Raw genomic sequence first — 14,150 nt, 5'->3', positions numbered from 1 at the left:
TGCCGGCGGGCGGTCGGATCACAGGCGCTCCGACCACCCACCGCGACCGTACGAGCTATCGGCGGCTCCACTGCTGGTTGGCCTGGCCGGTGCAGGTCCAGAGGACGAGCTTCGTCCCGTTGCCCGTGCCCACGTTGTACGGGTCCAGGCAGAGGCCGGACTGCGCCCCGGTGATGGTGCCGTTGGCGTTGACGTTCCACTGCTGGTTCGTTCCGCCGTGGCAGTCGTAGATGGTGACCAGGGTGCCCGGGGAGGTGCCATAGCCGGCGGCGTCGAGGCACTTGTTGCCGTACACGGTCAGCGTCTTGCTGCTCGTGTAGGTCCACTGCTGGTTGGTGCGGCCGTGACAGTCCCACAACTGCACCTGGGTGCCGTTGGTGGTGGACGAGCCGGGGACGTCGACGCAGCGACCGGACAGGGCACCCACGATCGCAGTGGTCTGCCCGGTGCCGCTGCCCGGGTTGCCGATGCTGCCGGGCACCGACTGCAGCGCGCTGTACCAGCGGGCAGCCATCTTGTCGTAACCGCCGGACGTGGGGTGGACGCCGTCGATCAGGTCGGCGGTGGTGAGTGCGCTGTGCATGTCGACCAGGCGTACCCGCTTGCCGGCGTTCACCTTGCTCTGCACGATGCCGGGGATCGCCGCGTTGAAGGTACGTGCGGCCGCCTCCTGGTTGCTGTTGGAGAGCGGGATGATCTGCGCGACGAACACTTCCGCGGTGGGAGCCGTGGTGGTGATCCGGTCGATCAGGGTGGAGAGCCGGTTCGGCGCGGTGCTCACGTTGTAGTTCTGCAGGATGTCGTTGGTACCGATGTGCAGCAGAACGGTCTGCGGCCGTTGGGTGTTCAGCCAGCCGACGATGTTCGCGTCGATCTGGTCGATGCGCCAGCCGGGATGTCCCTGGTGGTCGTGGTCACCCAGGCTGGCAGGCCCGTTGAACTGCGACCCGACGAAGTCCACCGTGTACCGACCGTTGACGAGGCGCTGCCAGAGCCCGATGCGGTACCCGCCCGGCACCTGGGTGCCCTCGGTGATGGAGTCGCCGAGAGGCATCACCCGCACCCCGCCGTTGGATTCCGCGTTGGCCGGGCCGGTCGAGGTCAGCACCCCGGCGAGGACAACACCGAGTGCCGCAGTCGCCGCGAGCCATCTTGCCCTCGTTCGCATAGATTTCTCCCCTGCAGTGGTAGTGCTGACCGAGGAGTCAGGCCGTCGCGACCGCCGCGACATCGGCATGACGATGCCGTCGCAGCACTGGGACGGATTGTTAACGCTAACAGCGATTCTTGTAAATTCTTGTCGCTGATCTGGCCCACGTCAAGCGCCAGCAACACGGGCGCCCTGGCCGGCGCGGCGACGGCGCCCTGCGTTGAGGGTCGCCAGCTGCCACTCGCCGTCGTGCCGCTTGCCACCCCTGGTCTCGGTGAGCCGAGCGAGTGGATCCTGCCCGCGCGGTCGCGAGGTGCCGGTAGGGCAGAAGGGCATCGTGGCACTGCTGGGGCGCCAGTGACACGTACGCCGAATGTAGGGGTTTTTCGCATAAGACCGTTTGATGTGAGGATCATTCGACTACGTTCGCCTTGGTGACGACAAGCGATTTGTCGCCTTCTGCACCGACTGCGACGTGCGGAAACCTGGTGTACGGAGAAGGGCTAGGTAGCTCGATGTCCAACTATCTACACCCGAACATGAGCGAAGTAGCGGCAGGTCAGGCCAGTCCGCCGAAGCGGCGCCGGGCCCGCTGGCTCGTCGCCGGGGTGGCCGGGTTGACCGGAGTGGTCGGTCTGGCCGCCTTCACCACGAATGGAGTGAGCGGAGCAACCGGGAAGAGCGGCAACCCCTCCAACGCCGGAGCGCAGCTCCTCGCCGACGGCAACCGGGGCAGCGGCGACGACCACGGAGGCCAGGACCCGGGCGGCCGCGACGGCAAGGACCACAAGAAGGACAACGACCATCGAGACGACAGGGGCGACGACTTCCGGTCCGTACCCTGCAACGCCGACGAGCTGATCGCGGCGATCGTCCGCGCGAACGCCGGCTCCGGGGCGAAGCTCCGGCTCGCCGAGAAGTGCACCTACACGCTCAACAGGTCAGCACCCCAGCCACCGGTGCCCTTCGGCGCGGTCGGCCTGCCGATCATCACCCAGCAGGTCGTGATCGACGCAAATGGATCCACCATCGTCCGCGCGGCCAACGCCACCCCGTTCCGGATCCTGGAGGTCGGCGCCGGCGGCGACCTGACGCTGCGCGACGCCACCATCAAGGGCGGCCAAGCCGAGGGTGGGGTCGGCGCCGGCGGCGGTGGCATCCGGATCGACATCGGCGGCAGGGCTGTCATCGAGAACACCCACGTGGTCTACAACCACACCAACGGCCCGGGTGGCGGTATCGCCAACTTCGGCGTCACGAAGATCCTCGGCGGGAACGACCACGGCAAGGACCGGGACGGCAAGGACAAGGACGGCGGCAGCAACATCAGCAACAACAGCGCCGTGTTCAGTGGCGGAGGCATCTTCAACAACGGCAACCTCACCGTGCAGAACACCCGGCTGAGCTACAACAACACGATCGGGGTCGTCAACGTCCTGCCCATCGGCGGCACTGGCGGCGGGTTGTCGAACAGCCAGGTCGCCGTGCTCGAGAACGTCCGCCTGCACAACAACACCGCAGGCTTCCGTGGCGGTGGCATCAGCGGCGGCATCAACTCCACCACCGAGGCCAGGAACGTCGAGGTCAACGAGAACCGAGCCGGAAGCGAGGGCGGCGGAATCTTCTCCGACGGCGTCTTCCACCTCCGGCACGGCAAGGTCCACCACAACGAAGCCGGCCAACGAGGTGGTGGCGTCTTCAACCAGATCAACCAATTCGTTGCCGAAGACAGCTGGATCAACGAGAACACCGCCAGCACGAACAGCACCATCGAACACGGCGGCGGCGTCTACAACGGCAGCGGCACCGTCGTCCTGCGCCGCACCCACGTCGACCGGAACCGGGCCATCGGATCGAGCTCCCAGGGCGGCGGAATCTACAACAACGCCGCGCTCACCCTCACCGAAAGCAAGGTCACCGACAACATCTCCATCCTGGCACCCGGCGGGATCTTCAACGACGGCGGCCAGGTCACCGTGGACCAGAAGACGGTGATCAGCGGCAACCGGCCCACGAACTGCACACCCAGCTCACCACCGGTGCCCAACTGCTTCGGCTGATCATCCGATCGCCCCGGCACTCGGGTAGCAAAGAGGTATCGGAGCAACATCCGGTCCCGCACAGGTTCGGTCACGAAGATCGGACCTGCGGCGGGACCGGATGCCGCTGGGCAGACCAGCCGCCGGTTCCATCAGACCGTCCTGATCGGAGAAACGGGTCTCCTCGACGTCGACCGCCCGTGCGATCCCTCCTCCATGCTCTGGTCAATCGCCCGCCATCATCACGGGGGAGGACCACAGATCGCTCGTCAGCGGTGGGTCAGTCCTTCACGAGCGAGCCGTTTTGCAGCGATCGGCCTGTACTCGGCTAATCGCTACACCGGATAGAGATCCGCCTGTCTCAGTGGCCGGGCGAACCATAGTCGCACCGACGCTACGGCCAGGGTCGATCAAACGTGCGTTTTCTGGAGGCACGTACCCGCGCAAACGCTCGATTATTAGGCGGTTAACGGTGTCCACCGCTTCCGCCACGTTCGCTACATCCGGCATCCATAACTCCGCGGTGAATAGCGTCGCTACCTGAGCTCTCGGCAACCAGCAGGAAACGACGGGTGTTGTCGCAGTAGTAGTCGACGAGGCGATCAACATGCCCAGGCGCAACGGCCTCGGATGTCGAACTCATCGACGTAAGTTACCACGCTGGCCCAACCACTCGGACGCCCGCGATGCTCAGCGGGGGCGGCTTAACGCGCGCGACTCCGAAGTAGACACATGGCCGGTGCACGCAGAGTGCAGGTCAAGTGCGCACCTCCACCAAGTCTGGCGGTCGAGGCCGATCCCAGCGATTCCATGATCACCGCCAGGGCATTTATTGACGCCTATTGCGCGAACGCGATCCGTCTGACACTCTCGCTGCCAGGCGATTACTCGGAGCAGCCGAGTGAACACGGGGAGGAGTAACTGTGCGTAACAGAGTAATCAGGGCAGCAGTTTCGGCGGCTGTGGCCGCAGCACTGGTGGTTGCCGTCAGCCCGGCAGCCGCGCATGCAGAGGCCGGTGACAGGGCCCCGCTACCGATCTCAACGGTCCTGTCCCCGTCGAAAGCACTGGCCGCAGTTCCAGTTGCGGTGAGGAACAAGAAGTCCTCCAAGTACCTGCAGGCCAGCAGTACCGCCAACAACGCCGCCGTCCGCCAGCAGAACGGCAGCTCCAGCAGCCTTCAGGGCTGGATCCTCGTTAACGACTCCGGCTACGCCACTCTCCAGAATTATGGCGTGGTCCGGAACATGGGAACCTCGGGCGCCAGTACCGCCTCCAACACGTCTGCGGTGATCGTCAACCCCTCCGGCAGTTTCGATCAAGACTGGCTCGTATCGTCAATCGACGGCACGTTCTTCTACCTCAAGAACCGCAAGAACACCTCGATGTGCTTGGGAATCGACGGCGCCAGCACGGCCGCCGGCGCGAGGGCCGCCATCTACACCTGCGCCAACGCGATTAACCAGACGTGGTCCTTCACCAACTTCTAGTCGAGCCCGCTTGTCCGGTCCGGCCGAACAGACTGGCTCTGCTCGGCCGGACCGCGCCTGCCCACCTCGGCACCCCAACGCCGCAAGTCGCTCTACCACGCTTCGAACGTGACGAACGTCCTACGTACGTCTATGCGTCGTGACCTGCGGTAGCTGACCAGCGGAACGTCGATTCCCTTGTGGATACGGCCCAATCATGCTTGAGGAAATTTATTGTCCTCTTTGTCCACCGGGGCAGGCAGGCGCCTGGACGGTCTGGCAGTCTCCTGACCAGATCACTTTTTAGCAACCTAGTCGACACGGGGAGACAACGATGCGTGACAGGGCCAGTAAGGCTATGGCTGCTGCGATCATGACCGCAGCTACCGCTATTGCAACCGTAATTATGCCGGTCGCCGCCAATGCGGGACCTGACGGTGCTGGTGCACAGGTCGGTTCGACACCTGTGAATGCTGACGACTTCGTCGCCGCTGCCAACCCTTTCAAGCTGCAGAACAGGAACTCTTCCAAACTGCTGCAGCCGCAAAACGGAAGCTTTGCCGCCGGAACCAAGGTCGTTCAGCAGTCGGACGCTGGCAGCGGCGTACAGCGGTGGTACATCATCAACGATGGCAGCTGGATCAGCCTGCAGAATTACTCCGCGAACCCCATCAGGAACATGGGAATCAACGGTGGCAGCACCGCCTCCGGAGCGGCGGCGATCATCGCGGCCCCTGGCGCCGGTTACAACCAGGACTGGAAGGTTCTGTGGACCGACAGCACGCAGACGTGGTTCCGACTGCAGAACCGAGGAAGCGGACTGTGCTTGGGAATCTCGGGGGCAAGTACCGCTAACGGCGGACAGGCCGCCCAGTTCGCGTGCGCCAGCCCGGCCGCCGCGAATCAGACCTGGAGATTCTTGAACTGATTTTAAAGGCGAGACCCGACACGACGTCGGCCGGCTCTGGAGTGTCACTCCAGAGCCGGCCGACGTCGTCGGGCGCCTCCACGGGGAAATGACCAGACGGCCAGCTGGCTTATTGACGCTGCACGTGCTCGCTAGCCTCAGGAGGGAACCTCGGCAGAGTGAAGACGGAAGAGGCCATGGCGCTGCGGTTTGAGCATCGCGACACCGAGATCGACGTGAGCCTCGTCGACCGCGTGTGGCGCACCCGCTCTGACACGGAGGAGACGATGACGTCCGCAGCACGCACCTGCTGGCATCTGATCCTCTCGCGGGCGCAGGGACGCCTACTCGCCAGCCTGCGCGGGCCGGAAACGAGGGCGACTACGGCACCGGTCCCGCCGGGCACCGAGTTCCTCGGGGTCCGGTTCGCATTCGGCGCGGTTCTTCGGCCGCATCCTGCAGCCTCGATCGTCGATGGGTACGTGCCGTTCCCAGTGACGGAATCGGGCAGGATCGTCATCGGCGGCGAAAGCTGGGAGGCGCCGACGTTCGAGAACGTCGAGCACTTCGTCCGGCGATTGCAGGACGCGGGTCTGCTGGTGCGATCGCATCTCGGGGACGAGGAGCAGATCGCCGAGCATCCCGAAGCCAGCCCGACCGAGCGAACCCTGCAGCGTCGCTACCGAGCGATCATTGGACTGTCGCAAACCGCCGTGAGGCAGATCGACCGCGCGAACGCCGCAGCCACGATGCTGCGCGACGGCCTTGACTGGCGCACAGTCGTCGAGACGTTGAGGTACTTCGACCAAGCCCACCTCGCGCATGCGCTGCGTCGCTACGTCGGGTGCACCGCACGCGAGCTGCAGGCGGGCCACCTCGCCGCGATGTCGTTCCTGTACAAGACCCACCCTGGGCCCGGCAGCTAGCGTCCGTCTGCCAGCCAGCCCTGGCCGGCTGTCCGTACCCAGAACGTGAAGGAAAACCGTGCTACTCAGCGTCAACATCTTCGTCAGTCTCGACGGCGTCGTGCAAGGACCCGGAAATCCCGACGAGGACCGCTCCGGCGGCTTCGACCGGGGCGGGTGGCTCGTTCCGCACGCCTCGACGCACACCACCGAAGTCGTCGAGAGCTGGTTCCGTGAGGCCGACGCGTTCCTCTTCGGCCGCACCAGCTTTGGCCTGCTCGGCGGGTACTGGCCGAAGGTCACCGAACCTGACAACCTGATTGCCACCAAGCTCAACACGCTGCCAAAGTATGTAGTCAGCTCCACGCTGACCGACGATGAAGCCGATTGGAACCCGACGACGGTCCTACGCGGTGACCCGGCCGACGAGGTACGCCGCCTCAAGGAGCTTCCCGGCAAGGAACTCCAGGTTCACGGGAGCTGGAAACTCGTGCAGACGCTGCACCAGGCAGGACTCGTCGATGTCTACCGGCTACTCCAGTACCCGGTCATCGTCGGCACGGGAAAGCGCCTGTTCCCGGACGGATCGACGCCCGCGACGTTCGCAACCGTCGAAGAGAGCTCGCGCGTACTGCCCGGCGGCGTCGTCTCGCTGGCCCTCAACCCCACGAGCCTCGGCGCGATCTCCGCAGGCGCGTACACGGTCGACGAAGGGCGCTCGACGACGGTCCTCGACTGACAACGGTGCCCGACCGGCTTCGAGGCCCTGATCTCCGGCCAGGGCCTGGGTCGAAGTCGGGTCACAGCCACTCGTTGATAGCGGCGAACTGGATGCTGCTCGGCCCGTCGGTGGGCGTCCTGGTCAGTCTTACTCGGGCATCGTTGCGGCGATCCCGTGCCGGCCCAGGTAGGCCCGGCTCGCTTTCGACGCGTACGCCTTGTCGGCCAGGACCCGTAGCCGGGGATGCCCACGAGATCCGGAGACAAGGGCTCCCGCTGCCCTGTAGCCATCGCCTCAGGGCCTAGCCGCCGACGTAGGTGGACCCTCTCCAGAGGTCACCCTTGGCAACTCTCCGTAACGGGCAGCCAGCGTCAGCGGCCGGGTGTGCACCCATGGGGGTGCACGAAAAACGCCCCTCTGGTCGACTTCCGTCGATGGCCAAAGAGGCGTTTGCCCTGCTCAACTGCTGTGCGCCCGAAGGGACTCGAACCCCTAACCTTCTGATCCGTAGTCAGATGCTCTATCCATTGAGCTACGGGCGCTTGTGCTCAGCCAGTGTACACACCCGGCTTTCGCGCGGAGACTCCGGGATTCGAACCCGGGAGGGGCTTTAAGACCCCAACCGCATTAGCAGTGCGGCGCCATAGACCAGACTAGGCGAAGTCTCCCTGGTGATCCTCAGACCACCGCGCCCGAGGATACAGGTCGCCACCCACCGGGAGCAAAACGACTTCCGGGGTACGCCCACCGCGACCCGCCCGCCCCCGTGTTTCCACGCTGTGCGCCGGCGTGATCGGGACTACGCTCCATCGATATGCAGGAGCAGCCGCCCAGCGAGTCGACCCGTCGAGAGCCTGCTGAACGAGCGCGTCGGCGCTCTCCACGGGCCACCTTCAGGCCGCCGACCGTGGCCGAGGAGCCCACCGAAACGGTGGAGCCCCCGGAGACGGCGGCACCTACGGCGGCCGCCCCGGCGAGCCAGCGCCCTCGACGGGCCAAGGCCGCCCCGGCGGTGCTCTTCCAACCACCGGAGCCGGATAGCCCCCTGCCTCGACAGCCTCGGCGCGCACCGGCCGAGCTGACCCCCGACACCAGCGCGGAGCACGCGGAGCAGCCGGAGCACGCGGAGCAGCCGACCGGCGACCAACCGAGCCCAGCAACCGGCCTCGCATCGACACCGCCGAGGGCCCGGACCACCCCCGTCCGCAGGACTGCCCCCCGGAAGGCAGCCGAGACGCCCGCCGAGGTGACCCCGACCACGCCGGCACCCCGCAAGCGCGCCGCAAAACCCACCAAAGCCGCGAGCACCACCGAAGCGCAGACCACCACAACCGCGAGCACCACTGGCGAGGCGAGCACCATCACACCAGCGGCTCCGGTCAGAGCAGCAAAGACCACCAAGCGCGCGGCCACCCCACGCAGGAGCACCACGCCGACAGAGCCCGCCCTCGAATCCGCCGCCGAGCAGCAGACGGCACCGTCCGAGCCGCAGACGACACCCGCCGAGCGGCAGACGGCACGGGCAGCACCCGCCGTGCGGCAGGCCGAGCCGGCTCTGCGGCGTACCCCGGAATCGGAGCTGCGCGCGGTCGCCGCGCGCGTGCTCGACCACCCTGGCTTCGCACCGGAGCTGTTGGCTCTGGCTGCGGTACGGACGTTCGGGCCGGACGCGGCCGGGTGGGCCGGTGGGTTGCGCGCCCGGTACCCGGACGCCTCGGCGGACGGCCTGGCCCGGCTGGCGACCCGGCGGTTCGTCCGCTCGGCGGGTGCGGGTGGGGCGACCGCCGCGCTGGCTGGCTTCTTCGCGCCGCTGGCCGAGTTGGCGGCGGTGCTGTGGACGCATTCGGAGCTGGTGCTGCACCTGGCCGCCGCGTACGGCAAGGATCCGACGCATCCCGACCGGGCCGTCGACCTGCTGGTGCTGACCCAGGTGCACCCGGATCGGGCGAGCGCGGCGGCGGCTCTGGCCGCCGCCGAGACGGCGGGTGACCCGGTCGAGGGGGCGTGGCCGCGGGCGGCGGAGGCGGCCTGGCGGCTGGCCGCGCCGCTCACGGCACAGGCCGGTGGTTGGGTGGCGTTGCGGCTGGTGGCCCGGTTGCTGCCGGGCGCGGCGGTGCTCGCGGCGGCGTTGGGTGACGCGGCGGCGGCCGACCGGCTCGCGGCCCGCACGGTGGCCGTCTACCGACCCGGCCGGCGCTGACGGATCAGAGCCAGTCGAACCATTCCCGGGGCAGCAGCGCGTAGCCGACAAAGGCGAACACGTCGAGCACTGTGTGCGCGATGATCAGCGGCAGCACCCGCCGGGTGCGCAGGTAGAAGAGGCTGAACACGACGCCCATGATCGCGTTGCCGACGAACGCGCCGAAGCCCTGGTACAGGTGGTACGAGCCGCGCAGCAGCGCGCTGGCCGCGATGATCGCGGCCAGCCGCCACTGGAGCTGGCGCAGCCGGGTGACCAGGTAACCGACCACGATCACCTCTTCCAGCACGGCGTTCTGCACGGCGGCGAGGATCAGCACCGGCACCGCCCACCAGACGTTCGGCAGCGCGGCCGGCACCAGCGTGGCGTTGAGGCCCAGGTGGGCCGCCACCCAGAACAACGCCAGCCCGGGTAGGCCGATGAGCGCCGCCAGGCCGGCGCCGCGGGCCACGTCCTGACCGGGCCGCCGGGCGTCCAGGCCGAGGGTCCGCGCCGGGTCGCCGGGGTCACGGGTGAGCAGGTGTACGGCGAGCAGCACCGGCAGCAGCGCGAACACGATGCCGAGCAGCTGGTACGTGAGGTCCAGCCAGGGGCGGGCCGACGCCGAGGTGTTCAGCGAGGCGGTCTGCTTGGAGAGCGGACCGTCGGCGGTCAACTTCGCGATGATCGAGACCACCGCGTAGATCGCGGACTGGCCGAGGGAGAGGCCGAGGACCAGCAGCGTCTCGGTGCCCAGCAGTCGGCGGGACACCGGGCGGGTCAGCTCAACGGTCACCGCACCACTCTGCCCGACGTACGGCACCCGGGACACGGCCGACCGGCCACCATGAGCCGATCGCACATTCTGTGCGACCAGTCGACACTCTCCGTGGAGATTCTATGGGCGCCCGATCCGTTGCCGTCTGGAGAAGGAGCGTCCGTGGACAACCTCGCGCGGTTGCTGAAGGAGAGCTGGACCCTGGTCGAGGACGACCGGGTCCGGTTGAGCGGTCACTTCTACGCTCGGCTGTTCCTGCTCGACCCCGCCCTGCGGCAACTCTTCCCGGTGCAGATGACCGGCCAGGGCGACCGCCTACTCGAAGCGATCATCACGGCGATCCACACCGTCGACGACCCGGAAAGCTTCGACGAGTTCCTCCGGGCGCTGGGCCGCGACCACCGCAAGTACCACGTCGACGAGCGGCACTACGCCACGATGGGCGTCGCCCTGCTGGACGCGCTGCGCAGCACCGCCGGCGACGGCTGGAACCTGGAGTACGACCAGGCGTGGCGGGAGGCGTACGCGGCGATCGCCGCCCTGATGGTGGCCGGTGCCGCCTCCGACGACGACCCGCCGTTCTGGCACGCCGAGGTGCTGACCCACGAGCGGTACGGCCCGGACACCGCCGTGCTGACCTGCCGGGCGTTGCAGCATCCTCTGCGCTGGCAGGCGGGGCAGTACGTGAGCCTGGAGGTGCCGCGGTACCACCCCCGGGTGTGGCGCAACTACTCGGTGGCGAACGCCCCGAACGACGACAACGTGCTGGAGTTCCACGTGCGGTCTCCGGGGGCCGGCTGGGTGTCCGGCGCCCTGGTGCGGAGGGTGCGTCCGGGTGACCTGATCCGCCTGGCGGCGCCGATGGGGTCGATGACCCTGGACCGCGCCTCGGAACGGGACATCCTCTGCGTGGCCGGGGGCGTCGGGCTGGCGCCGATCAAGGCGCTGGTGGAGGAGCTGGCCAGCTTCAACCGGACCCGCTGGGTGCACGTCTTCTACGGTGCCCGGCAGGCGGCCGACCTGTACGGCCTGGACGGGTTGCAGGAGTTGGTGGCCGTACACCCGTGGTTGTCGGTCACCGCGGCGTGCAGTGAGGATCCGGACTTCGACGGCGAGCAGGGCGAGATCCCGGAGGTGGTGGCCCGGTACGGCCCGTGGACCACGCACGACTGCTACGTCTCCGGCGCCGCCCGGATGGTCCGGTCCACCCTGCGGGTGCTCGCCGCGGACAACGTGCCGCCGCCGCACATCCGCTACGACACCTTCGGTGACCTCTAGACGTTCCTCCCCCCACACCGGGGCGCGTGCCCCTGCCCCCTGGGGCACGCGCCCCGGTCCCTTCCTGGTCAGTAGCGCCAGGGGCGCCCGGTCTCGCGGTACTCCTCCACCGGCACCAACGGCACGCCGGGTGCCATCCGGTCGACGTAGAGCCGGCCCTCCAGGTGGTCGATCTCGTGTGCGACCAGCCGGGCCATGCCGAATTCGAACGACGTGATGATCTGACTGCCGTCCCACTGGGCGTGTTCCACGTCCAAGCGCAGCGGCCGGGGCACCAGACCCCGGTGGTCGAAGAAGGAGAGGCAGCCCTCGTACTGCTCGTCGGTCTCCGGGTCGGCGTCGACCACCCGTGGGTTGAGCAGCACGACCGGCTCCGCCGACCGGTCGGGGGGCCGCACCACGGCCGCCGCGCGGCCGATGCCGAACTGCGGCGCCGCGACACCCACTCCCTTGCTGAACGGGTGCAGCTCGTCGAGCCGGGCCAGGGCCATGGTGAGCCGGTCGACCGCGTCCCGGGCGACGTGTTCCTCCCCCGGCAGGTCGAACGGGCGGGCCCGCTGGCGGAGCAGGTCGTTCCCGCGTTGCACGATGCCGAGGCCGCGCATCCGGTCGCTGGGTCGGACCCGGGCGCCACCGGGGCCGATGTCCGGTTCGGTGTCCGGGCGGGCACGGAACCGCCACTGCATCCGGTAGCGGGCGTTCAACGGGGGGTCGTCGGTCTGCCAGTCGTAGATCACCCGGTCGCCCTCGTCGTGACGTTGCGGCGCCGTCCGCAGCGGGCCCTCCTCCGCGCTGAGCGAGGTCTCCACGCCCCAGACCTGCGGGTCGAGGGCCGCAGGCAGGTCCAGGCGTACGGCGAGCTGCCGGGTGGGCAGTCGCACGGCTCGCTGGAACCAGGGGCCCCACTTCTCGTGCCCGACGCTGTACGCGTACTCGATGGTGGCCCGGTCGCCCGGGTAGAGGGGGAAGCGTCGCTCCCCGTTCTCGAAGAGCAGCCAGATCTCCTTGAACGCGTCCCGATCGTGCTTGGCTCGCCAGTGCATCGGCTCCGGGTCTCCGCCGCCGTCGTCCCGACGGGCCTGTATCTGCAGCTCGGCGAAGGTGAGGGGGTGCTCCCGATGGTGCCGGTTGGAGCGGCCGGGGTCGTTCGGGTAGCGGTCGACGGCGACCCGGACCAGGTAGCGGGTGACCGGCTCGGTGCCAGCGTTGTACAGCTCACGGTGGATGACGCACCGGTAGCCGTCGTCGGCGTGGGTGAGGGTCGCCAGTTCCCGTTCCACGACCAGGCCGGTGCCGGGTGGCAGCCACTGTCCCGGCAGGTACGGCTCGCGGTGCGGCTGACCCGACCGGGCGTGCCGTAGGTCGTCGTACTCCCGGAAGCGCTGCCAGATCGCGCCACTGGCCTCCAGGACGGCCTCCGCGCGGCGGGCGAAGTCCTCGGTTGGGCGGTGCCGGCGCCCCTCGACGTGGCTCACGTAGGACGGGTCGAACCCCATCAGGACGGCCAGTTGCTTCTTGGACAGCCCGCGCCCGGTCCGTTGCCGGGCGAGTTCGGCCGCGAAGGAGTCGGCAGCCCGTTCGAGGGGTGAGGTCGTCATCAGCTTCCTCGTGGCCGGGGCTATAAGTTTCACGTTCCGTGCGCGAGCACACACGCAAGTGGCATGTTTTCGACACACCGCTTGACAATCCACCGATGGCCATCGATTGTGCGACGGCGTTTCCCAGCACTGACTCCGGGTAGTACGCGAAGCGCTACTCCCGCCGGATACGGGGTGACCTGGGCGTCTGGGATGTGACCAAGGTGAGGCTTCCCTTACGGCCAGGGACTTGGTTAGGCTAGCCTTAGCTCAGGACGGCACTGGTTCGTCCGCCGGGGCGCACTCCTCGGTCACACAGACAGGGGACGACTCAGGTGACAGCGGTGATGCCACGGCGGGAGGCCACCACCACGCCGCTCGCCCCCGTCACCGCGGCGCTCCGGGCCATGTTCGGCACCGACGACCTCCCCGGCCTCGCCCGGGGCCTGCTTGTCGACGACGAGCTCGGCTGGGCGCCCGCCACCACCCTGATCGACGGCAGCCGGCTGCCGGAGCTGTTGAACGGCGCCGCCGTCCGCTGGGGCGGCACCCCGCACGCCTGCGCGGCGCTGGCCTGGAAGTCCTACAGCTACTGGGCGGCGCTGCCGGTCGTGCTCGGCTGGGCCTCCGCCCGGCGGGTGCCACTGCTCGATCCGGCCGACCTGCTGATCCACTTCGAGGACCATCGGCAGCTGCTCACCATGGGCCTGCGCCGGGGCACCACAGTGGCGGTGCTGCCGAACGATCCGCTGGCGCTGGCCGGCCTGCCGGAGGTGCGGGTCGTCGCCGACGAGGCGGAGCTGCTGGCCGCACTGCGCGCGTCCCTGCTCGACGCCCACCTGGCGCCGCTCATCGCGGCGATCCAGTCCGAGGTCCGGGTGGGCACCCGGACGCTGCTCGGCTCTGTCGCGTCCGGCATCGCGCACGGCATCCTGCGGGCTGCGGACGCCCTGCCCGGATCCACGGTGCAGAGCATCGACACAGTGCTCGGCGCGCTCGACCTGGCCGACCTGATCGAGCTGGTGCCGGGGCCGGCCGGTGAGCCGACAGTGCAGCGCCGCACCTGCTGCCTCGCCTTCACCCTGCCCCGGCCGAAGGTCTGCCAGGGCTGCTGCGTCCGCTAGGCCGGGCTGCATCCGCTGAGCCG

General features: G+C 68.3%; 11 protein-coding genes and 2 tRNA genes. 8 read left to right on the top strand and 5 right to left on the bottom strand.

Annotated features, from left to right (window positions below):
* Positions 1-55: 55 nt before the first annotated feature.
* On the bottom strand, positions 56-1,168 hold the full coding sequence (locus GA0070561_RS07740; protein WP_091396969.1) for a ricin-type beta-trefoil lectin domain protein: 1,113 nt from the start codon (positions 1,166-1,168) through the stop codon (positions 56-58).
* 416 nt (positions 1,169-1,584) lie between these two features.
* Between GA0070561_RS07740 and GA0070561_RS07735 the strand changes: the two genes are divergently transcribed.
* The 5 genes from GA0070561_RS07735 to GA0070561_RS07715 all read left to right on the top strand — a co-directional run bounded on the left by GA0070561_RS07735 (position 1,585) and on the right by GA0070561_RS07715 (position 7,209).
* Positions 1,585-3,210 (top strand): hypothetical protein, encoded by a 1,626-nt coding sequence (locus tag GA0070561_RS07735; RefSeq protein ID WP_141710330.1) that lies wholly within the window; start codon positions 1,585-1,587, stop codon positions 3,208-3,210.
* A 941-nt stretch (positions 3,211-4,151) separates the two neighbouring features.
* Positions 4,152-4,679, top strand: a complete 528-nt coding sequence (locus GA0070561_RS07730) for an RICIN domain-containing protein (protein WP_141710329.1) — start codon at positions 4,152-4,154, stop codon at positions 4,677-4,679.
* A 313-nt stretch (positions 4,680-4,992) separates the two neighbouring features.
* Positions 4,993-5,586, top strand: a complete 594-nt coding sequence (locus GA0070561_RS07725; RefSeq protein ID WP_091396958.1) for an RICIN domain-containing protein — start codon at positions 4,993-4,995, stop codon at positions 5,584-5,586.
* A gap of 158 nt (positions 5,587-5,744) precedes the next feature.
* The gene (locus GA0070561_RS07720; RefSeq protein WP_244166083.1) at positions 5,745-6,491 is read left to right on the top strand and encodes a helix-turn-helix transcriptional regulator; all 747 of its coding nucleotides are present in this window, start codon (positions 5,745-5,747) and stop codon (positions 6,489-6,491) included.
* Positions 6,492-6,549: 58 nt separating this feature from the next.
* A complete protein-coding gene (locus GA0070561_RS07715; protein WP_091396955.1) occupies positions 6,550-7,209 on the top strand; it encodes a dihydrofolate reductase family protein in 660 nt (219 codons plus the stop codon).
* Between the two features lie 451 nt (positions 7,210-7,660).
* On the opposite strand, the gene GA0070561_RS07710 is transcribed toward GA0070561_RS07715, so the two are convergent.
* Together GA0070561_RS07710 and GA0070561_RS07705 are read right to left on the bottom strand one after the other, a co-directional pair.
* Positions 7,661-7,733, bottom strand: a tRNA-Arg gene (locus GA0070561_RS07710).
* A gap of 35 nt (positions 7,734-7,768) precedes the next feature.
* Positions 7,769-7,859 (bottom strand) — tRNA-Ser (locus GA0070561_RS07705).
* 239 nt (positions 7,860-8,098) lie between these two features.
* Here GA0070561_RS07705 and GA0070561_RS34105 point away from each other — a divergent pair.
* A complete protein-coding gene (locus GA0070561_RS34105; protein WP_244166082.1) occupies positions 8,099-9,391 on the top strand; it encodes a hypothetical protein in 1,293 nt (430 codons plus the stop codon).
* Between the two features lie 4 nt (positions 9,392-9,395).
* Here the strand turns inward: GA0070561_RS34105 and GA0070561_RS07695 are convergent, their stop codons facing one another.
* On the bottom strand, positions 9,396-10,166 hold the full coding sequence (locus tag GA0070561_RS07695; protein ID WP_091397584.1) for a CPBP family intramembrane glutamic endopeptidase: 771 nt from the start codon (positions 10,164-10,166) through the stop codon (positions 9,396-9,398).
* A gap of 144 nt (positions 10,167-10,310) precedes the next feature.
* Between GA0070561_RS07695 and GA0070561_RS07690 the strand changes: the two genes are divergently transcribed.
* Positions 10,311-11,426: a globin domain-containing protein gene (locus GA0070561_RS07690; RefSeq protein ID WP_091396952.1), complete on the top strand. Its 1,116-nt coding sequence runs from the start codon at positions 10,311-10,313 to the stop codon at positions 11,424-11,426.
* A gap of 68 nt (positions 11,427-11,494) precedes the next feature.
* Here the strand turns inward: GA0070561_RS07690 and GA0070561_RS07685 are convergent, their stop codons facing one another.
* Complete coding sequence (locus tag GA0070561_RS07685; protein WP_091396950.1) at positions 11,495-13,024, bottom strand: peptide deformylase; 1,530 nt, start codon at positions 13,022-13,024, stop codon at positions 11,495-11,497.
* 326 nt (positions 13,025-13,350) lie between these two features.
* Here GA0070561_RS07685 and GA0070561_RS07680 point away from each other — a divergent pair, with 326 nt between their 5' ends.
* The gene (locus GA0070561_RS07680; RefSeq protein ID WP_091397582.1) at positions 13,351-14,127 is read left to right on the top strand and encodes an IucA/IucC family C-terminal-domain containing protein; all 777 of its coding nucleotides are present in this window, start codon (positions 13,351-13,353) and stop codon (positions 14,125-14,127) included.
* Positions 14,128-14,150: the final 23 nt, after the last annotated feature.

Origin of the sequence: Micromonospora saelicesensis (assembly GCF_900091575.1) — a bacterium.
In the GTDB taxonomy this organism is placed as follows: Bacteria; Actinomycetota; Actinomycetes; order Mycobacteriales; family Micromonosporaceae; genus Micromonospora; species Micromonospora saelicesensis.
The sequence above is the reverse complement of the archived record's forward strand: the minus strand, read 5'-3'. Positions and strand labels throughout refer to the sequence as shown.